We start from the raw sequence: 20,124 nt of genomic DNA on the forward strand, positions 1-20,124 counted from the left end.
CGGCCCTGGGTCACTGTGTCTGCGGGGGGCCGTGTCGGGTGTGGGCCGTCTTGGAGCACCTCCCGGTTCTTGGAGCCTGCCAGGTCGGGCTCTAAGAACCGGCACGTGCTGTCAGTTGCGGAGGCCGTGCGAGACCCCTCCACCGTTGCGGGGAAGAGCGTGCGAAACCTTTATCTTTTTGCGGGGGAGCGTGCGAGACCTTTATCTTTTTGCGGGGGCCAGGTGGGCGACCAGGTCGGGCGCGATGCCGACATACGTCGCCGGGGTCATCGACGCCAGCCGCTCCTCGACCTCTGCCGGCAGCCCCAGCCCACGCACGAACTCCACGAGCTCGGGCTGCCCGATCCGGCGACCGCGCGTGAGCTCCTTGAGCCGCTCATAGGGGTTGTCCATGCCCGGGTGGCCGGCGGCGGCCAGGGCCCGCATCGCGGACTGGATCGGCTCGGCCAGCACCTCCCAGTTGGTGTCGAGGTCGGCGGCCATCCGCTCGGGCGCGGCATCCAGCCCGGCCAGTCCGCGGGAGGCGTTGTCCAGGGCGAGCAGCGAGTGACCCAGGGCCGTGCCGATGTTGCGCTGCATCGAGGAGTCGGTCAGGTCCCGCTGCAGCCGTGAGGTCACCAGCGTCGAGGCGAGCACGTCGAGGAGGGCGTTGGACACCTCCAGGTTGGCCTCGGCGTTCTCGAAGCGGATCGGGTTGACCTTGTGCGGCATCGTCGAGGAGCCGACGGTGCCCTGACCGCGGACCTGCGCGAAATAGCCCAGAGAGATGTAGGACCAGACGTCGGTGCACAGGTTGTGCAGCACGCGGTTGAACCGCGCGATGTCGGCATAGATCTCGGCCTGCCAGTCGTGACTCTCGATCTGGGTGGTCAGCGGGTTCCAGGTCAGCCCCAGGCCGGTCACGAACTCGCGGCTGATGCTCTGCCAGTCCGCGTCGGGCACGGCGGCCAGGTGCGCACCGTAGGTGCCGGTCGCGCCGTTGAGCTTGCCCAGATAGTCCGCTCCGCCGATGCGGGTGAGCTGCCGGCCCAGCCGCCAGGCAAGCACTGCCATTTCTTTGCCCATGGTAGTGGGGGTGGCCGGCTGGCCGTGCGTGTGCGCCAGCAGCGGTATGCCGCTCAGCTCGCGAGCCATGTCACTCACCTGCTCGACGAGTTGGGTGGCGCGGGGGAGCCAGACCTCCTGGACGGCACCTTGGACCATCAGCGCGTAGGAGAGGTTGTTGATGTCCTCGGAGGTGCAGGCGAAGTGCACCAGCTCGCCCAGGTCACCGCGGTCTTGGAGCCGGTCGGTGAGGCGTCGCTTGAGGAAGTACTCGATGGCCTTCACGTCGTGCACGGTCTCGGCCTCGATCGCGGCGAGCTCCTCGATGGCCGCGCCATCGAACTCGTCCACGAGCCCGCGCAGGCTTGTGGCCTCGTCCTCGCTCAGCGTCCCCGCCCCCGGCACGATGCCGTGGGTCGTCAGGTGGATCAGCCACTCGATCTCGACGTGCAGCCGGGTGCGGTTGAGCGCCGGCTCGGAGAGGTGGTCGACCAGTGGCGCGACGGCCCGACGATAGCGACCGTCGAGAGCGCCCAGGGCGATCGGGGGAGTGAGATCCGCGAGAGAGGCCATGACCCTGATTCTCGCAGAGCCTCACCGGTCCCCGACCCCGCAGGTCCCTATGGCGCCCAGGCCGACTTAACGCTTGGTGTCCGGGTCGATCTCGTCGGCCTCGACATAGGTGTCGGTGACGTGGTCGCGCTGCTCACGGGCCTGTTCCGTGGCCACCCGAGCCTCCTTCTCGCGGGCGGCTGCCGCTTCCTCCTGCGCGGCCGCCTCCTGTCGGGCACGCTCGGCGCGCTCCCGGGCGACCTCGGCATCCTGCTGGACCTGCCGTGCGGCAGCCTCGCGGTCCTCGGCGATCGGCTCGCCACCGGCGGCACGCTGGCGCATGTGCGCGGCCTCATCACGCAGCCGTGCCTTCTTCTGGTTGTTGACGAACGCCCAGATGGCGACCAGCACCAGCACGACCAGCACAGCGACCAGCACCCAGATCAGGGTGGAGTCCATGACACACCTCCGGTTGTTGACGTTCCGACACGCTAACCGGGCTGTGCTCAGGTGGCGACTGCGGAGCGCGGGTGCTGCCGACGCGACACACGCCACCGATGAGTTCTGCGGCGGGATCCAGTCGGTCTGGGCGTCAACGATTCCCGCGAGAGGATGCACCATGACCCAGCTCCAGGACCCCCAGATCATCACCCACGACGCCGTGCCCACCGCCGTGGTGCGCGATCAGGTGACCATGGCCGACCTGCCCGGCCTCTACGACCGCGCCTTCACGGCCATCGGTCCGGTCCTGGAGGAGCAGGGCGTGCAGCCCGCGGGTGCTGCCTTCGGCTACTACCTCAGCATGCCGACCGGGAGTTTTGAGCTCGAGGCCGGACTGCCTGTCACTGCGCCCATCGCCGATGCCGGTGAGGTGGTCGCCAGTGAGCTGCCGGCCGGTGCGGTCGCCCGGGCCACCCATGCCGGTGCCTATGACACCCTCGGCGAGTCCTGGGGCGCCCTCGTGGCCTGGGTCGAGGAGCAGGGACGCACGGTCACCACCCGGATGTGGGAGGTCTATGTGACCGACCCCTCGCCGGAGATGGACCCTGCCACCCTGCGCACTGACCTGTTCATCCTGCTCGACGACTGAGACCGTATGCCGAGGGGCTGGCTGGCCGGACCAGCGGCGGACCAGCAGTCGGAACCAGATCGGGTCCGGTAGCGTCCATGGACCATGAGCCGACGCCGGATGACCGGGATCCTCGCTGCCGCAGCCGTGTTCATCGCTCTCGTGGTCGGTGGGGCCTACCTCGTGGCTGGCCCGGCCGACTCCGATGACGTGCTTCACCGACTGACGGGCCAGCAGGTCGAGCACGCGGCGCAGGTCGGCTCCACGGTGGTTCTTGAGCACGACGGTGGCCAGATGTCGCTCCTGGACCTGGAGTCCGGTGACGTGCGACGGACGACGGCCGACGTGACTGCTCCCTGGGCTGCTGGACGCGGGGGCGAGGTGGCCTTCGTGGCGCACACGCGCGACGGTGGGACCTCTGGTTTCGGCGTCGACGGCAGCCTGCTCTGGTCGTCCTCTGCCGGGGCAGACGTCCTGGCGGTCCTGGACGACGGCACCACGGTGCTCCGGGACTGCGCGGTCGAGCGCTGTGATGTGTGGGCGGTGGAGCCGGACGGGACCGAGCGGTGGAGCCAGTCGCTGCTGCAGTGGCGCATCGAGCGGCTGGCGTGGCTGGACGGGAGCGACTGGGCCTGGACCCCACCAGACCGTGCCCTGGTCCGCACCCGGGAGTCCGTCGTCGATGACGAGGGGGACATCCGCGAGGACACTGAGGAGGACCGGGCGAGTGCAGAGGTGCAACTGCTCGACCCAGAGACCGGGGAGGGCACCACCGTCGGGACAGGTTATGCCGCGCTGGTGGGGGACGCGGTCGTCCTGATCGACACGACCCAGGGAGCCTGTGACCTCACCATCCTGCGCGATCCCGACGAGGCGGGGACAGAGCTGGCCGACGCCTGCCCCGGCGTGCGCGGCGAGCCCGAGCTGCTGGTCGCGGGGGACAACCTCATCATCCGCGACGAGGAGGAGAGCACCGAGGTCCTGGTGCCCATCGGTGCGGACACACTGGTGACGCCGCCGGAGGACCTGGAGGACGTCGAGCTGTCCGCAGCCGGGCTGGTCGGACGGGACGAGTCCGGGTGGGCCTTCGGGACCAACGGTGACGGGACACTGACCCAGCACTTCGATGGTGACGCCCGGTTGGCGGCCACCGGCCAGGACACCATCGCGTTCACCACCGACCTGTCGTCGTGGAACCCGTTCTCCGGGGGCCTGGTGCGTCACCACATCCTTGATCCGGTCACCGGCGAGACCTGCGCCAGGGTGGACGCCACGGCGGAAGGGAGCGTGGTGGCGCTCCCCGGCTGCCGAGCCATCGTGAACGACCCCAGCGAGGGGACCGCGGTCCTCGTGGGCCGAGCGACACCCTCAGAGGAAGCCGTCGGTTGAGCTGCCTCCCGATGTGATGGGGGGCCGGGCGCCAGGCTCGGGTCAGGTCGTGGCGTCCGGCGGGTCCGGCTCCGATGAGGACACCTGCTGATAGTCCTCGAGTGGGATGACCCGCACGATCGGCGTGGCTGCCGCCGCCCGCAGTGCTGCCGCAGCTGGACCGTCGCCCTCAGGTGGTGGATCGCCCAGGGTCGAGTCGATCGCCGCGCTCACCAGCGCTGGTCCGGGGAGGCCAGTGGTTCCGTCCTGACCAGTCGTGATCAGGTCCTCGTCCACGTGCAGGGCCAGCAGCAGCATCCCGTGCACTGGGTTTCCGTCACCGATCGGCGGTTGGAAGTACGGCAGGTCGAGAGCGCGGGCACCGTGGCGGTCATAGAACCGGAGTCGGGCGCTGGGGTCACCGAACTCCTCCGACCCGGTGTGCCGGTCAGGGCGCTCGACCTCGGCGACCAGCAGGGGGGCGTGGGTCCGCTCCCGGACGGCCGTGACCATCGCCTTGAACAGTGTCGACCCCAGCCCCTGGCCGCGGCGGTCCGCGCGCGTGGCGAAGTAGGTCAGCAGCACGGCCGCTGACGGTTCGAGCGGCTCGGTGACGGCGATGGCCACTGGTCCTGACTCGTCCTCGGTGACCAGAACAGACACCGCGCCCGAGGCGACCCCGTCGATCAGCCAGTCGGTGGGCACCAACTCACTGGGTGGGAAGGAGAGAGCCAGCAGTGCGGCATACACCTCGTGCAGCTCCGTCGGGTCGGTGACCGGACGGATGGTGACCTCTGCGCTCACGGTGGTGCCTCCTCCTCGGAGCGGGTGCGTCGTGACCAGCGATAACTGGCCAGGCCGACGAACGCGGCGAGCACCAGCACGAGGACGACCAGGACGATCGAGCCCCACTGTTCCACGTCATAGCCGGTCTGGATCATGGCCAGCACACCGGAGATGCCGATGGCGGTGAGCACGGCGATCATTGTGTCGATCCGCAGCTGATTGCGCTTGGCCGCCTCCTCCTCGCGCCGGGCTCGGGCCTCCTCGCGGCGTCGCAACCAGGTCTCGATCTGGTCGGTGACGCGGTCCGCGAGTGCCTGGCCCGCGACGTCGGTGAAGTCTGTGCGCTGGACCCACACCGGGCGCAGGTCGAGGAGCTGGGTGATGGTGGAGCGCATCACCGGTGAGGTGACCAGCGCGGGCGACCCGACGAAGAGCAGGGTGACGCGGGCCGACGTCAGGAACTGGCGCAGTCGCAGGTGGCCGTGCTCCAGGGTGGCCAGGGAGCTCTCCAGGGCCGTGCCATCGGCCGACTCAAGGGCCTGCAGGTGTGGAGCGAGGCTGAGATAGAAGTGGCTGAGCTCGTCCTGCCACGCGGCGAACATGCCCTCGAGGCTGGCGGCGAACTCGGCGGCCTGGCCGACCGTGGCCACCATGTAGTCCGGTGAGCTGAACGAGGCGATGAGTGTGTGGTTCTCGCTGACCAGGATGTATTCGTCGGTGAGCCCTGCGCAGTCGACCACGTCCCCGAGCGGTGCGCTGTAGCGCGCCCAGAACGCGATCGACCCGATGCCGGCCGGGATCGGGTGGCACACCGCCTGGCTGCCGAAGAGCAGAGGGAGGCGCCCGGCAGCGTCCAGTGGCACTGCCTCAGCTTCGCGCCCACCCGGCAGGACGGAGGCCTCACGGATCGTTGTCACCACGTGATACATCCCAGGGCGGAAGCTCAGGGCCACGTCCGGCAGGCCGGAGCGTTCGAGCTCGTCCACGAGATCGTGCAGGACCTGGTCGACCAACCGACTCAGGCGCGACCACCCCCGGGCACCCTGGCCCGAGTCCGGCGGTGTCTGTTCGCCGAGGACCAGGTGCTGCCCGACCTCGAGCAGGTCGCCGAACTCCGGGGCGGCCATCCAGACCAGAGCGGCGAGTGTGTGGGGCAGGGCCGCCTCCACGGGCAGCTCCACCCGCGCATAGTGGTTGCCGAGCTGGGAGATGGTGATCGTGAGTCGGGCAGTCAGTGGCTCGCCATCACGTCCGATGAGTGTGATGTCCGGCAGATCGAGCTGGGTGCCCTCGTAGCGGCGGTCCAGCGGGTCGTCGCCGCGCCAGACGTCGTCCACCAGCAGCAGGCTGGTCGGGTTGTTGGCCAGCGGCACGCCCGCGAGTGACCAGGTGGCGCCACCACGCTTGACTGTCGCCACGACCTCGCTCTGGTTGGCGTGCCGCAGCCCGAACGGGAAGACACACACGACCGAGCCGTTGTCGACACGCAGCCAGTCCTCAGTCCGAGCGGTGATCAGCCGCTCCAGCGCGACGCGGTGTGCGCGGAGTTCGCTGCGGGAGGCGTGGTCGTCGTTCGCTTCCTCTGCGGCACACAGCACGGCGCACGCCTCGTCGAGTCGATCGTCAGTGCCGTCCAGGAAGTCGGCTGCGGCCGCGGCCCCGCCCTCGACCGCTCCGAGATAGGCGAGCTGGTCGGTGAGCAGCTCGGCGATGTGCTCCTGCAGGTCGGACTCGGTGACGAGGTCGGCTGCTGCGAGCTCGGCCTCGAGCAGGCGGGTCCCCGACTGGGCGGACCGGACGATGGACCGCAGATCGCCTGTGCTGCAGGCGGACTCCAGGGTGAGGTCGGCCCGCAGGGCGAGGGCTGCTCGCACGGCCAGCGCTGCTTCTGTCTGTGCCACGGGAGGTGTGCTGGTCCAGGCGTCCTCGGCGGCATCCAGGACCTCCAGGAGCGGACGGTGGTCCCAGGTCAGATCCCAGGCTGCCTCGCACACCACGCGGATATAGAGCGCCAGCAGGGGCTCGGTCGGGGTCCCGGACACCACGGGGATGACCTCCCGGATCACCGCGACGACCTCCTCGCGCCCGCCAGCGCCGTCACCACCGCTCCACCACACGCCCTCGATCAGCTCGCGCAGTCGCCCGCGGGCAGACGTGCGGACGGCGAGCTCCGCGAGGTGGGAGTCAAGGACGCGTCCCACCTTGTCGATCTCCTCGTCCCGCAGGGCAGGCAGCCAGGCCTCAGGCGTTGTCCGCACCTCGGCGTCCTGGCTCATGGAGGGAGATTAGCGCCAGATGCCGTGCCGCGGCCCGGAATCGCTGCCTCTGCCGCTCGCAAACCTGGTGCTTCTGATCGGGTCCAGCACGTAGCGTCGCAGACATGATCACTGACGAGGAACTGGTCCGGGCGGGAACTGCGCTGGACGACCGCTTCGGAGCCGAGCGAGCCACCGCGTTCGGCCAGGCCCTGCCGGGCCTGGTGGCAGACCTGATCGACCGGTGGGAGCTGGAGGTCAGGGAGGTTCTGCCATCGGGCGCGACGTCCGTCGTCCTGGCTGTCACCGACCTCACCGGCACAGCGGGCGCGCTCAAAGTGAGCCCCGACGCCGAGTTCCTCGCCCGCCAGAGCACGATGCTGACCCACCTCGCCCCGACCGGCCGGGTGCCCAGAGTCCTGCACGAGGACGCGTCTGCCGGGGCGGTGCTGCTGGAGCAGGTGCTGCCCGGCGAGACGCTGGACAGCTCGCGGGCGACCCCGCCCACCCCTCAGGAGTGGGCCGACCTGCTGCAGGACCTCCACGGCACGTCGACGGTGGGTGTCACCGACCTGCTGCGCCAACGTTGCGAGGACATGTTCCGCCGGATCGGAGCTCGTCAGGCGCTCGAGCGGGTCAGTGCCCACATCCCGCGGGAGTTGTGGGCGCACACGGTCCAGGAGTGCCAGAGCCTGCTCGAGACCGACCGTGAGCAGGTGGTCATCCACGGCGACCTGCACCTGGGCAACGTGCTGCGCTCGCAGGAGCACGGGCTGGTCGTGATCGACCCCAAACTGTGCGTCGGCGACCGCTGCTTCGACCTGGTCGACTTCGTGGTCACCAACGGAACGTCGGATCAGATGACCACCCGAGCCCTCGAGCTGGCTCCCCTGGTCGGGATCGACGCCGAGCGGGTGCTGCGATGGTGCCGGGTCAACGCCGTGGCCACCGCGATCTCGAGGACGACCTGGACCGGTCCCGATGAGTGGACGCAGACGTTGCTGGAGTTTGCTCAGCAGCGCTGAGCGAGATCTCGACCCGAGCACGACCGGCTGGAGTCCCTCACGTTGCTGTCAGCGCACAGCAGTGGGCGGCCGCAAATCCACGGTTGCGGCCGCCCACTGATCACGTGACGCGTTCCAGGATCTCGTGATCGAAAGACCCCTCTGATGAGAGGCTTCTCCCGATCAGAGGCGGGGGTCCTCCTGGATCTTGAGCGTGTTGAGGATCTGCTCGCGCTGACGTCGCTCGCCGAACAGCTCCACCACCAGGTCGCCTCCGGCGTGATCGATCGTCACCGAGTGCGTGTCCGCGGTGAGCGCACCAACCTCGGCCTGCACGTCGTGCTCATACAGTGCGACCTCGCCACCGACCAGAACATCGAACAGGCGAGCACCCGGTTTCACGTTCTCCAACTCTGCGAAGCCGAGCTCCACCCGGTAGGCCCCGGAAGGTGCGTCCTCGAAGACATACGAGAAGGATCGGCCGCTGCGCTGGGTGCGGAAGATGGCGTCCTCTTCCGTGTCGGCGATGTCGGCCTCCGTGGACCGGGCCTTCCCGCCCAGATGTCCCCAGTTGCCCGCGCCCTGGCCAGCGTCGAACTCCTGGTCGGGTGACCACACGAAGCCCGCACCGTCGGTGTGACCCTGCCCGCCGGCATCCACGCCCAGCCAATAGGCCGAGGTGGCCATCCGGGCAGTGACCGGCTGCTCAGGGGCGCGCCCTGCGGTCGCGGACACGAGCACCTCACCCGCCAGGATGCCGGACTCTGCCCCTGCGTTGTCCACAGTCGCAACCACCGTTGTGGACTCACCGACGGCAAGCTCGGCGGGAGCTGTCGTGCCGTCCCCGCCCAGGGAGAGCCAGGACAGATCAACCGGCTCGCCGTCGCTGTTGCGTTCCGCCAGTTCGAGGTCCAGCGGGGCGCTGCCGGTGTTGGTCACCGTGAACTCGGCGCTCGCGGTCTCGTCCGGGCCGAGCAGCCAGTCCAGCTCGCCGTCGATGTCGGCGATGCCCGTGGTCAACTCAGCATCGGTCGTGGCGGCCTGCCCCTTCTCGGTGATGGTCACCGTGTCCTGAGAGGTCTGGTAGTGCGGGGAGCTTGCCTCCACGGTGTGCTCGCCGACCAGGGCCTGGGTCTTCCAGCGCCCCAACTCGTCGCTGATGATCGTCCGAGGAGTCTCCTCGCCGTCGTGGGTGAGCGTGAGGGTGGCACCTGCGACGGGCTCGCCGTCGTTGGCGTCGAGGACCGTGCCCTCGATCGTCCCCGACTGGGGCAGGACATACTCCAGGCCCAGCCCCGGGGTGAGCACCGGCTCGTTGTAGGAGTAGCGCTCCACCGGGTTGCCCGCCAGGCTCTGGACGCCGATCGTTGCTGATGATCCCTTGGACAACGGGTTGTCCCCGCCGACGCCAGGGCCGTAGCCGATCTGGATGCGCCCGTCCTCGATGAGGGTGACGGAGAAGCTCACCCGCTGCGACGGATCGGACCGGAAGACGAGATCGCGATACTCGATGATCTGCGCCTGGAGCCCGCCGACCGTGGTGGTTCCGACATAGATGCCCGCCTCGTCGTCGAGGGTCAACTCGTCCCAGAAGGCATAGATCGAGTCGGCATCATCCCGCGTCGGCAGGTCCGTGTTGGACGCGCGCGTGCGGGTGCGGTCGAAGGTCAGCAGACCGTTGGGGGCCACGCACACCCCGTCCCAGGCGCCGTCATAGAACGGGAAGTCGAACGCAAACCACAGCACTCCGCAGCCGCTCCCGCTCCACCCGGTGTCGGTGGTGCCCTGGCGATACAGGTCGGTGGTCTCGGTCAGCGTGTAGGACCGTCCGGCAGGAACAACAGGCACCTCACCGGGCTCCGGTTCGGTCGGTTCTGGTGCCGGTGCTCCCGTCCCACGCGGGTCGAGGGTGACCCGCAGGGTGGCCAGGGCTGGTCCCTTCAAGCCCTTCGCCCCGCGCGCGTCGACGGTCAGGGGTCCACCGTCGTGCTCGATGACTGCGCTGCGCACATCGGCTGTGTTCTGGCCGACCCTGGCTGCGGCGTCGTAGGCGTACTCGACCACGACGTCATTGACCAGGACGTCGAAGACGCGCCGACCAGGCTTGGCCTTGTCGATCTCGGCGAAGCCGAGCTCGACAAGGTAGCGCCCCTCTGGTGCGTTGTCGAAGGTGTATTCCAGGTCCGTGCGGATGGCCATGCGCTGCTGCTGGAACAGGGCGTCATCCTCGGTGTCCTGGACATCCGACGTGGTCGAGATGGTGCGGTTCTTGCCGTGGTGGCCCCAGGACCCCTCGGTGTGGGCCTGATCTGCCGCCCACGTGAACCCGATGCCGTCCGTCTCGGCGCTCCCGCCGGCGTTCACCGCGACCTGGTAAGGCGTGGTGGTGATGGCGACGGGGACGTATTCCTTGGACTGCCGACCGGAGTCGGAGCGCACGAGGATGTTCGCCGCGAGGACCCCTGGCTCGGCGGCCTCGGTGGAGTAGGAGACCTCGACCGTCGTTGACTCGCCCGGTGCCAGCGTGCCGCCGGTCGTGGACAGCGAGAGCCACGGCAGGTCGGTGACCAGGTCGTCCTCGACGTCGATCAGCAGCACCTCGTCACTGAACTGGTCGACGGCCCACAGGGCGCCGGTGGCGTCGGTTGCCAGGCCGCCGGCCTGCCCACTCTGCTGACCGGGGAACCACCACGCGTTGACCAGGCTGCAGTCGACGGGGTCGACCTGCAGGAGTCGGGTGGGGCGATCAGTCGTCCGGTCGGTGTACCAGATGGTGTCCGAGGTGGGGTTGTAGGCCAGCCCCATCACCTCGCGGAGTGGTGGTTCGCAGTAGGACAGGAACTCACCCGGCGTCTCGTGCGAGGTGCCGGCGACCGTGCCGATCGCGCCGATGCCGCGACCGCCCACATAGAAGACGTCGAGGTTGGCGTTGTACGTGAGTCCGGTCAGCTGCGTGTTGGACCAGGCACCCGCAATCTCGCGGGTCTTCTCGCCCGTCTCGCGGTCGAAGCAGTGAATCAGGCTGGCCGGGCTGTCCTCGATCTGGCACATGTCACCGGTCAGGGTGTCGAAGGTCAGGTCGAAGGCGCGGAAGTCCGGGTTCCACTTCGCCGGGAACTCCTTGCCCGTCTTCTCTCCGGCCACGGTGTAGACCGCGTTGATCCGCTCGCTGTAGTCGTGGACCCAGACGTCGCCGTCGAAGCCCACGCCGGTGGCAGAGGTCATGTCGGTGGCGATCCGCGCCAGGACGTCACCACCGGAGTGGGTGCCGATCTGGTCTGTCTCGTCGTCGAGTGGTGTGCCCGCTCCGTCGCCGGTGCTGGACTCCGCGAAGACCTCCGGCGCAGCGCCTGCTGCCTCGTTCCACGCCGTCAGGTCGAGCGTGTTCTGCTCTCCGGTCGCGGTGCGCGTCGTCACGTTGCCAGTGTCCAGCTCCGGATGACGCGCCATCTCGCCCAGGTCGAAAGTGACCGGCGCCGTGCCCGGGTTGGTCAGGGTCAGCGTTCCGGTGCCGTTCTGGTCGGCTCCGAGCACTGCGTCCAGACCCTCGGGTGCCAGGTCGGCGATGCCGGTGGTGAGTTGCGCATCGACCTCGGCTGTCGCATACAACTCCTCGAGGGAGACCTCGTAGTCCTCGGCCACATAGTTGGGAGCGACCACGCTCAGCGTGTAGTCACCGGTGTGCAGCTGCCGACGGAAGGAGCCGTCAGCGCCGGTCGTGACGTCCTCCACCAGCCCGTCGTCGTCGGCGATCGTGACGGTTGCCCCGGCAATCGGGAGGCCGTCGTTGGCGTCGGTGACCGTGGTGTCGACATAGCCGAAGTCGGGCATGTCGTAGGTCACGACCATGCCCTCGTGCAGCACTGCCGCGTTCTCGGAGAACCGGATGCCGTCCTGGCCCTCCCAGCCCTGGATCCCGGTGAGCGAGACCAGGCCTGCCGTCAGCGGGTCCTCGGCGCCCACGCCGTCGCCGTAGCCGTAGATGACGGTGCCGGAGCGGGTGATGGTGGCCGAGAAACTGATCGGCGTCTCGGACTCGCGGGGGTAGTTCGACCCACCCCAGATGATGACGTCGCGATACTCGATCACGAACGCGTCCTCACCGTCGACGGTGGTCTCCGCGGTGTAGATCCCGCCATCGTCGAACCGCAGGGCGCTCTGGGTGTAGAACGGGAAGAGCGCGGCACCGCCGTGGCCGGGTCCGGAGGTCTGCGACTCGACGGCGACGACGCCACGCTTGCCGATGTTGAGGGTGTCGTGGCTGGTGTTGTAGATGGCCACCGGGAACGGCAGCTCGACCTGGGACCAGACGCCGGAGGCGAACTCCACCTTGTCGGTGCCGGTGCGGAACTCGCCCTCGGAGACCGCGCAGGTGTAGCCCCACTCGTCGACAACGAGGCCGACCGGCACGGTGACTGCCTCATCAGCATCGACGCTCAGCGGCACGGAGACCGGTGAGAAGCAGGCGTTTGGCAACACGTCCAGGGAGTAGTCACCGAGGGGGACGTCGGAGAAGGTGAAGGTGCCGTCCGCGGCTGTGCTCACGGTCGGCAGTGGGGTGTGGGGGATAGTGACCGTGGCATTCGGGACGGGCTCACCCTCCTCGGTGACGACGGTGCCGGTCACGGTGTGCCGCGCAGCGGGCTCGAGGGTGAGCGAGATGGTCGCGTCCTCACCGATCGCCACCGTGGCCTGCCCCGTGCCCTCCAGATAGCCGAACGCCGAGGCGGTGAGTTCGTAGTCGCCAGCCGGCAGGTTGACAGTGAAGGTGCCGTCCTCGGTTGTGCCGATGGTCCGGCTGAACGGACCCTCGATCGTGACCTCGGCGCCAGCGACCGGTTCACCGTCAGAGGCGACGGAGCCGGTCAGGGTGCCGCCCTCTCGGGGAGCGAGCTGGATGAGCCGGGCGAGGTCGAGGCGACCCTCGCCATACTTGTTGTTGAACTCTGCCGTGCCACCGCACTGCGTGTCGTCCACGTCCACCGCCGACTCCGCGAGGAGCTGGCGTGTGATCTCGATCTGGCCGATGAGTGTCGGGTCGTAACTCCACAGCGCGGCCACCGCGCCAGCGACGTGGGGGGACGCCATCGAGGTGCCACTGATGGTGTTGTAGCTGTCACCTGGCCAGGTCGAGCGCACGCTCACCCCTGGCGCGGAGATCTCCGGCTTGATCACACCGTCCTCGCCCTCACCCTTGCGGGAGAACGCGCCGAGGGATCCGGTCGAGCCGAAGGCGCCCACTGAGTAGGCGTTCGGGTGGGAACCGGGGGACGAGACGGTGTCGCAGGCCGCGCCCGGTGAGGTGTTGCCAGCCGACCAGACACTGAAGATGCCAGCGGCGGTCCACGCGTCGTTGATGGGGGTGAAGAAGTCGGAGTAGGCCTGCTCCTGGCTGGTGCCCCACGAGTTGTTCACGATGTGCGGTCGCTTCGACACGTCCGGGTTCTCACCGCTGAGGTCAGTGGGCGCCAGGATCCACCAGCCGGACTCGAGCAGAGTCTGGAAACCGGTGTCCTCGCAGCACCCGTTGGTCGCGATCCACTGCGCGTCTGGGGCGACGCCGACCTGATTGTCGGCGCCGTCGCTGCCCACCATGGTGCCCATGGTGTGCGTGCCGTGGCCGTTGTCGTCGCAGGGCGCATCGCTGCAGTCGTTGCGGGTGTTGAACCAGTTGTAGTTGTGATCGTAGGAGCCGTCAGCGCGCGCTCCGCGATAGCTCTCGACCAGTGCCGGATGGTCAAACTGGACACCAGAGTCGATGTTGGACACCGTGATGCCCGCACCGGTGGCGCCCTGTTCCCACGCCTCTGGGGCGTTGATGAAGTCCAGCCCCCACTCGACATCTGAGTCCGCAGCCGATGCCCGTTCCGTCGCTGGGAGCGGCTCGACGAGCCCGACATCCGGGGTCTCGTGCAGCTCGATGACGCCGCTGTCGGCGGCCAGGCCCAGCGCCAGGTCTTCTGTGCCACCCTTGACCAGCACGAGGTTGGCGATCGGGAACGACTCGTAGTCGACGCCCGCGGCCTCCAGGTCCGGGGCGATCGTGGCGAGGGAGTCCTCGGCGGCCTCGGCCAACGTGTCATAGACGAACTGTCCGCGCTCGGTCCAGTCCGGGATGTCCTGGGCGGCCGCAAGACTCGGCTGCTCGAACGAGATCCAGAAGTCGGTGGACGGCTCGGCGTCGAAGGCCGCGAGCAGCTCCGGCTCGATCTTGTCCACGGCCGTGGCCGACGGCGAGCTCGTGGCGTCTGGGTCGGCGGGCGGGGGGTCGGCCTGTGCTGAGGTGGGTGCGCCCACACTCAGGCCCAGGACCATGGCCAGGGACGTCAGGACGGCAATGCGTCTCATCAGATTTCCTTTCGCACACACCTGCAGCGTGGCGTCTTCGGCACGGTGGCCGTTGGGTTCTTACAGAGGTTGGTAGGGGTCGCGTCGATGCGTGTCGAGCGATGCGTCGTCAGGTTCCGCCTGCGCTGCGGTGGGTCGATCGGGTGCGGCACCCGTCGGACCCTTCGGTGGACAGGGAGGCGCGGACTTGGCGGCATCGCTCGGTCGAGGATCGTCCTGTGGCATTCACCACTCCGGGGTCTGGGTCATAGGTCCCCATCGTGGGTGCAGCAGACCTGCGTCGCTATCCTGCGGATGCGTTAATCATCATGACTGGGCGCGTGGTTCGGCGTCCTCGGCGAACACCCCTGCCTCCACAGCCGTGACCGCCAACACGGTCCTCGAGGAGGCGTTCAACTTGCGCATCGCCGAGCGGACCTGTTGCTCCACGGTGGCCGGAGACTTGCTCAGGATCCGGCCGATCTCACGGTTCGTCTTGCCGGCCACGACGAGCCGGACCACCTCCAACTCGCGGGGAGAGAGTCGGTCGCCGTAGCCCCGACGACCCCCTCGCCACGGGCGGGGGACCGCTGCGTCGTTGGCTCGCAACTCCTGTGCGACCCGGTCAGCGTCGCCGCGGGCTCCGAGCCGGTGGAGATTCTCATAGACCGTGGTCAGGAGACGCCGACCGGCGTCGGTGTCGTCTCCGGCCAGCAAGACGCGAGCCTGGCGCTCGCGGGCCAACCAGGCATCGTAGGGGCGTGGGAGTCTCTCCCAGGCTCGGGCCGCGCGCGCAAAACCGCGTGCTGCTCTGGCCGGGTCGTCACCGGTCGTCAGCATGAGGGCCCGACAGGTGGCGAGCGCGGCCCGGGGACCCGGGGCGGTGCGGTGCCGCAGCCCATTCGCGAGGCGACTGGTCAACCGGCGTGCCTGGTCGACGTCGCCGACGGCGATGAGCGCCTCCAGCCGGATCGGAGCAATCTCGGTGGCCCACAGCCAGACCCGCTTCTCCTCGATCGTGCGGAGTGGGTCCTGCGTGACGCGCAGTGCCTTGCGGGGATCACCATCGGCCAGCGCCAGCCGTGCCAGCGCAGCCGCCAGCTCCACGGTGTCATCGATCGCTCCGAGCCTGGCCGCTTCATCGAGGGCGAGCCGGAACTGCTGCTCTGCGGCGCGGCGGCGACCTCCCGCCGCCGCGAGCCGGGCGATCAGGCGAATGCTGGCGAGATAGACACCGGGTCGGTCCCGATCGGCTTCGGCCAGCTCCTCTGCGCGCTGTCCCAGACCCTCCCACTGCCCGGTGAACCAGTCCAGGTTCGCCAACTCGACGCGGACGCCGTTGCGCAACCGCTCCGACTGCTCGGCGTCAGCGATCTCGAGGGCGCGCTCCAGGTGTGAACGGGCGTCGGCATAGCGGCCCCAGAGCAGCGCCCCGGTGCCGATGTTGGCGTTGATGCGGGCGATGTCCAGTCGTTCTGCCGAGCTTGAGGCGTCGGTGGGCAGCTCGGCGATGGCGTCCCACGCACTCTCCTCACCCAGCATCAGCAGGGCTGCGGCACGGTTGCCAGCAAGTGAGAGCCGGTCGGCCGGTGAGGTGATGGCGGGCACGAGGTCGGCAGCCCGCTGCAGCCAGCGCAGGTGGGTGGAGGCCGGCCAGGGACCTGCGTAGGCCCACCCGAGGTAGGTCATGACCTTGGCGGCCTCCACTGGGTCGTGGCCGAGGTGGGTCACCGCCTGGTCGAGCTCGATGAGGGCTGCTTCTGCTTCCCCTGTGTTGATCAGCAGCCGACCGAGGTAGTTGCGGATCTCCCCCTGCTGTTGGTCGCTGAGATCGGGTGAGGCGAGCATCGCGCGCAACGTGCTGATGAGACGGTGATAGACCTCATCGACCGACTCCCGGCGGCCGAGGGCCGCCATGGCGGCCGTTCGCGCGAGCCTCGGCCGGTCAGCCGGCGGAACCTCTGCGGTGGACAGCAGATCATCGAGGTGGATGACCGCCGCGGTGTGATCCCCGGAGTCCAGGGCACGTCGGGCGGCCGCTTCCGCGTAGGTGGCCCACGACGAGTCGTCGCCGGCTTCTCGGAAGTGTCGGGCCAACGCCACGATGGGCGGCACAGCGAGCAGCGCCAGCGCGCGGCCGGCCCGTTCGTGCAGCATCCTTCGTTCGGGTGTCGGGATGGACTCATACACAGCCGTGGCGGCCAGGCCATGACGGAACTGCCACCGACCGCGCTCATCCATGACGAGGAGGCCGACCGCGTCAGCGGCCGCGAGTCCTGCGCGGGAGGCCTCGGGTGCGAGCTCGGCGACCGAGGTGACCAGGTCCTCGCGGTGCGGCTCACCCAGGACCGCCGCGACCCGCAACACGGTCTGAGCCGGGGCAGGGAGCCTGCCAACACGCTCGCGGGTGGAGTCGCGGACCGTCGGCGGCACCTGGAGGTCGCTCAGGCTCAGCCGGACCCACTGACCGGAGCGGAACACCAGGTCAGCCCGATCACAGAGCAGGCGCACGGACTCCTCGACGGCAAGGGGCACGCCGTCGGTGGCCTCGTGCAAGAACGTGGCGAACTCTTCCGACATCGGTCGACCGTCCAACATCGAGGACACCAGGGTGGCGGTCTCGGCACGGTCCAGGGGAGCCAGCAGGATCCGCACCTGAGTGGTCCCGGACGGCAGCCGGGACGACAGGCGCAGCAACAACGACTGGTCGTTGACGTCCTCAGGGCGATAGGTGAGCACCAGGTCGGGTCGGTCGGTGTCGGAGCGGGAGGTGAGGAAGAGCAGGAACTCCAGCGTCACCTCGTCGGCCCACTGCACGTCCTCAACCACGAGCAGGTTCACCCCGAGCGCCTGGATCAGTTCGGTGAGAGCCCGAAACAGCCGGTGCCGAGCCGCCTTGGCGTCGTCAAGAGCCTCCGGTGCTGCCGGGAGGTCGGGGGACCACTCGGGGAAGAGTGGTCGCAGGGCGCCGGCGAGTGCGGTGAGCGGCACGTCTCCCAGAGTTGGCTGGGCCTCGCGCAGTGCGTCAACGATGGGGCCCAGGGTCAACGACTCCCGAAAGGGCGGGCACACCGCAACGAGGCTTCTGCGGGCAGGAGTCGCGTCGATGGCGAGGGCTTCTCGCACGAGGCGACTCTTGCCAATCCCCGCCTCCCCTTCGAGCAGCACCACCGCGGGTGAGTGGCCCAGGGCCTCCGAGAGGGTGCGCACCTGCCGCTGTCGCCCGACGAAATGCGGTGCCGACACCGGTGGCACGGTGGGCTGGAGCGGGGCAGAGGGCATGGGCTGCGAGTCTGGCACACGCGACGACGCGAGGGCAGAGCATTGCTGGTGCCGGCGGGCTCAGGCCCAGAAGGCCCAGACCAGCAGCGCCCAGGGGGTCAGGCCCACGACTGCTGTGAGGAGCACGAGCGGCAGGGTGCTGGGATGGGTCCGCCCGTGGTCGGGCAGGGCCTGCACGCGGGCGATCAGGTCCTCGGTGTTCGACCCCGACCCCAGCGCCGCCGATGGGTGGCGCGAGCCGGCCATCAGGGCCAGTGCGCTGCCCAGCGGCTGAGGGCCGACGCGTCGGGCGGCATGTCGATCCGCGAGCAGTTCAATGAGCAGCCGCACTTCGCGCAGTGCTGCGGTGGAGCGCAGCGGGCGAGGCACCGTCCGGTGCAGCACCGTGAAGAACTCGAGCATCAGGTCGTGCCGCGCGCCGGTGTGCGCGTGCTCGTGCGCGATCACGGCCTCCAGCTCCTCCTCGTTGAGCGCGTCGACCGCCCCAGTGGTCAGCACCACGCGAGGGCGCAGGCCGGGCAGACAGTATGCGGATCGGCCGGGGTGGTCGATCACGCGCACCTGCCCATCGACCTGGCTGGCGACGACATCGACGACGTGACGCTGCGCCCGGCGGTCGGCGCGCAGATCGCGGCCGATCTGGTGGGCCGAGAACAGCAGCATGAGCAGCATCCCGCCGCTCATGACGGTGGCGACGACGAGGGCGAGGGACACGCGGGTGGTCTCGTTGAAGATGGTCGGGATCGTCCCACCGTCTGTGGCAAGAGCGATGGCGGCAGCTGGTGCGGTCATCAGCGCCGAGAGCACTCCCGCTGCCCCGACCACCTGCCACAGGGCCAGCGTCGCTGCGGGGGTCCGTCGCAGCCACCGGGCCGACGCCAGGATTCGGGGAGCGACCGCCGTCAGCAGGATCGCCGTCAGGGCGAGGGCGAGGACAGGCAGGGCGGAGGACACCGGGAGGCCCTCTGGCTAGCTCTTGTTCTGGCCGGTGACCTCGGCGAGAGCCGCCTGGATCTCGGCGATCTCGTGCTCAGACGCGCCGTCCAGGAAGTGCAGCATCGCCGACTTGCGGTCGTCGGTGTCGAGGGCCTCGAACGTGGTGCGCATCGTGGCTGCCGTCATCTCCTCGCGGGAGCCGGCCGGACGGTATTGCCAGGCCCGCCCGTCCCGGACGCGGGTGACGACCCTCTTCTTGCTCAGCCGGTCGAGGACGGTCATCACGGTGGTGTAGGCCAGGTCGCGGTCCGGGGCGAGCGATTCGTGCACCTCGCGCACGCTCAACTGGCCGTCAGCGTCCCAGAGGACGTCCATGACGGCACGCTCCAGATCACCCAGGTTGGTTCCAAACGGCCACATACCACCAGGATACGTGGCTCGCAGCCAAAGTCCTACGTGCCGTAGGACTCAGTCAGTGGTGGCGTAACCCTGCGGGTTGCCCTGTTGCCAGCGCCAGGTGTCGGCGCACATGTCGTCGACGGTGCGCTCGGCCCGCCAGCCCAGCTCGGCGTGCGCGCGGGAGGGGTCGGCATACGAGGACGCGATGTCGCCGGCCCGGCGCGAGGCCACCACGTGCGGGATCTCCCGACCGGAGGCCCGCTCGAACGCCGTGACCAGGTCCAGGACGCTGGTGCCGTGGCCGGTGCCGAGGTTCCACACCGACAGCGACTCGTCGGTGTCGCCGAGCTTCTCCAGCGCGGCCAGGTGACCGAGAGCCAGGTCGACGACGTGGATATAGTCCCGCACGCCGGTGCCGTCCGGGGTGTCGTAGTCGTCGCCGAAGACCTGCAGTTTCTCGCGGCGTCCGACGGCGACCTGGGCGATGAACGGCATCAGGTTGTTCGGGATGTCGGCGGGGTCCTCGCCGATCCGCCCCGAGGAGTGCGCGCCGACCGGGTTGAAATAGCGCAGCAGGGCGATCCGCCACGAGGGATCGCTGTCGGCCAGGTCGCGCAGGATCTGCTCGATCATGACCTTGGTCCAGCCATAGGGGTTAGTGGCCGAGGTCGGCAGGTCCTCGGTCATCGGGACCGGAGCGTGCGCGCCATAGACCGTGGCGGAGGAGGAGAAGACCAGCCGCCGCACGCCGAACTCCTGCATGGCCCGCAGCAGCGAGAGGGAGCCCCCGAGGTTGTTGTCGTAGTACGCCAGCGGCTTCTCGACGCTCTCGCCCACGGCCTTCTTGCCGGCGAAGTGGATGACGGCGTCGAACTCGTGCTCGGCGAACACGGCGCGCAGGGCCTCGTGGTCGCGCAGGTCGAGCTCGTGCACGGTCAGGTGCGCGCCGGTCAGCTCACGCACCCGCTCGACCGCTTCGGGCACCGCGTTGCTGAAGTCATCGACGATGACCACGTCATGCGTGGCCGCCAGCTCGACCACGGTGTGCGAGCCGATGAACCCCGCTCCGCCGCTGACCAGGATGCGCTCTCTCATGCCCTCG

Annotated in this window: 12 protein-coding genes; 3 read left to right on the forward strand and 9 right to left on the reverse strand. The window is 69.1% G+C overall.

Annotated features, from left to right (window positions below; translation table 11 throughout):
* Positions 1 to 201: 201 nt before the first annotated feature.
* Positions 202 to 1,617 (reverse strand): adenylosuccinate lyase, encoded by a 1,416-nt coding sequence (gene purB / locus NF556_RS01185; protein ID WP_252593682.1) that lies wholly within the window; start codon positions 1,615 to 1,617, stop codon positions 202 to 204.
* Positions 1,618 to 1,683: 66 nt separating this feature from the next.
* Positions 1,684 to 2,055, reverse strand: coding sequence for a hypothetical protein (locus NF556_RS01190; RefSeq protein WP_252593683.1), 372 nt, complete (start codon positions 2,053 to 2,055; stop codon positions 1,684 to 1,686).
* Between the two features lie 160 nt (positions 2,056 to 2,215).
* Here NF556_RS01190 and NF556_RS01195 point away from each other — a divergent pair, with 160 nt between their 5' ends.
* Both NF556_RS01195 and NF556_RS01200 read left to right on the forward strand, forming a co-directional pair.
* Positions 2,216 to 2,686, forward strand: a complete 471-nt coding sequence (locus tag NF556_RS01195) for a GyrI-like domain-containing protein (protein ID WP_252593684.1) — start codon at positions 2,216 to 2,218, stop codon at positions 2,684 to 2,686.
* Between the two features lie 84 nt (positions 2,687 to 2,770).
* Positions 2,771 to 4,054, forward strand: coding sequence for a hypothetical protein (locus tag NF556_RS01200; protein ID WP_252593685.1), 1,284 nt, complete (start codon positions 2,771 to 2,773; stop codon positions 4,052 to 4,054).
* 42 nt (positions 4,055 to 4,096) lie between these two features.
* On the opposite strand, the gene NF556_RS01205 is transcribed toward NF556_RS01200, so the two are convergent.
* A complete protein-coding gene (locus tag NF556_RS01205; RefSeq protein ID WP_252593686.1) occupies positions 4,097 to 4,837 on the reverse strand; it encodes a GNAT family N-acetyltransferase in 741 nt (246 codons plus the stop codon).
* Positions 4,834 to 7,095 (reverse strand): hypothetical protein, encoded by a 2,262-nt coding sequence (locus NF556_RS01210; protein ID WP_252593687.1) that lies wholly within the window; start codon positions 7,093 to 7,095, stop codon positions 4,834 to 4,836. The genes NF556_RS01205 and NF556_RS01210 overlap by 4 nt, the downstream gene beginning before the upstream one ends.
* A 104-nt stretch (positions 7,096 to 7,199) precedes the next feature.
* On the opposite strand from NF556_RS01210, the gene NF556_RS01215 reads away from it, so the two are divergent.
* A complete protein-coding gene (locus NF556_RS01215; RefSeq protein ID WP_252593688.1) occupies positions 7,200 to 8,099 on the forward strand; it encodes an aminoglycoside phosphotransferase family protein in 900 nt (299 codons plus the stop codon).
* A gap of 162 nt (positions 8,100 to 8,261) precedes the next feature.
* Here the strand turns inward: NF556_RS01215 and NF556_RS01220 are convergent, their stop codons facing one another.
* From NF556_RS01220 to galE, 5 genes are all read right to left on the reverse strand, one after another.
* Positions 8,262 to 14,426: a carboxypeptidase regulatory-like domain-containing protein gene (locus NF556_RS01220; RefSeq protein ID WP_252593689.1), complete on the reverse strand. Its 6,165-nt coding sequence runs from the start codon at positions 14,424 to 14,426 to the stop codon at positions 8,262 to 8,264.
* Positions 14,427 to 14,732: 306 nt separating this feature from the next.
* Entirely contained in the window at positions 14,733 to 17,687 is a 2,955-nt protein-coding gene (locus NF556_RS01225) for an ATP-binding protein (RefSeq protein ID WP_252593690.1), read from the reverse strand.
* Positions 17,688 to 17,747: 60 nt separating this feature from the next.
* A complete protein-coding gene (locus NF556_RS01230) occupies positions 17,748 to 18,641 on the reverse strand; it encodes a M56 family metallopeptidase (RefSeq protein WP_252593691.1) in 894 nt (297 codons plus the stop codon).
* Between the two features lie 15 nt (positions 18,642 to 18,656).
* Positions 18,657 to 19,043: a BlaI/MecI/CopY family transcriptional regulator gene (locus NF556_RS01235; protein ID WP_252593692.1), complete on the reverse strand. Its 387-nt coding sequence runs from the start codon at positions 19,041 to 19,043 to the stop codon at positions 18,657 to 18,659.
* A 48-nt stretch (positions 19,044 to 19,091) separates the two neighbouring features.
* The gene (gene galE / locus NF556_RS01240) at positions 19,092 to 20,117 is read right to left on the reverse strand and encodes a UDP-glucose 4-epimerase GalE (protein WP_252593693.1); all 1,026 of its coding nucleotides are present in this window, start codon (positions 20,115 to 20,117) and stop codon (positions 19,092 to 19,094) included.
* Positions 20,118 to 20,124 lie beyond the last annotated feature (7 nt).

The sequence above is a fragment of the Ornithinimicrobium faecis genome (assembly GCF_023923225.1).
Taxonomy (GTDB): domain Bacteria; phylum Actinomycetota; class Actinomycetes; order Actinomycetales; family Dermatophilaceae; genus Ornithinicoccus; species Ornithinicoccus faecis.

What these genes read in the sequence shown, in the direction of transcription:
- purB (WP_252593682.1), bottom strand. Translation starts at nt 1,617, where the DNA reads ATGGCCTCTCTCGCGGATCTCACTCCCCCGATCGCCCTGGGCGCTCTC.
- NF556_RS01190 (WP_252593683.1), bottom strand. Translation starts at nt 2,055, where the DNA reads ATGGACTCCACCCTGATCTGGGTGCTGGTCGCTGTGCTGGTCGTGCTG.
- NF556_RS01195 (WP_252593684.1), top strand. Translation starts at nt 2,216, where the DNA reads ATGACCCAGCTCCAGGACCCCCAGATCATCACCCACGACGCCGTGCCC.
- NF556_RS01200 (WP_252593685.1), top strand. Translation starts at nt 2,771, where the DNA reads ATGAGCCGACGCCGGATGACCGGGATCCTCGCTGCCGCAGCCGTGTTC.
- NF556_RS01210 (WP_252593687.1), bottom strand. Translation starts at nt 7,095, where the DNA reads ATGAGCCAGGACGCCGAGGTGCGGACAACGCCTGAGGCCTGGCTGCCT.
- NF556_RS01215 (WP_252593688.1), top strand. Translation starts at nt 7,200, where the DNA reads ATGATCACTGACGAGGAACTGGTCCGGGCGGGAACTGCGCTGGACGAC.
- NF556_RS01220 (WP_252593689.1), bottom strand. Translation starts at nt 14,426, where the DNA reads ATGAGACGCATTGCCGTCCTGACGTCCCTGGCCATGGTCCTGGGCCTG.
- NF556_RS01225 (WP_252593690.1), bottom strand. Translation starts at nt 17,687, where the DNA reads ATGCCCTCTGCCCCGCTCCAGCCCACCGTGCCACCGGTGTCGGCACCG.
- NF556_RS01235 (WP_252593692.1), bottom strand. Translation starts at nt 19,043, where the DNA reads ATGTGGCCGTTTGGAACCAACCTGGGTGATCTGGAGCGTGCCGTCATG.
- galE (WP_252593693.1), bottom strand. Translation starts at nt 20,117, where the DNA reads ATGAGAGAGCGCATCCTGGTCAGCGGCGGAGCGGGGTTCATCGGCTCG.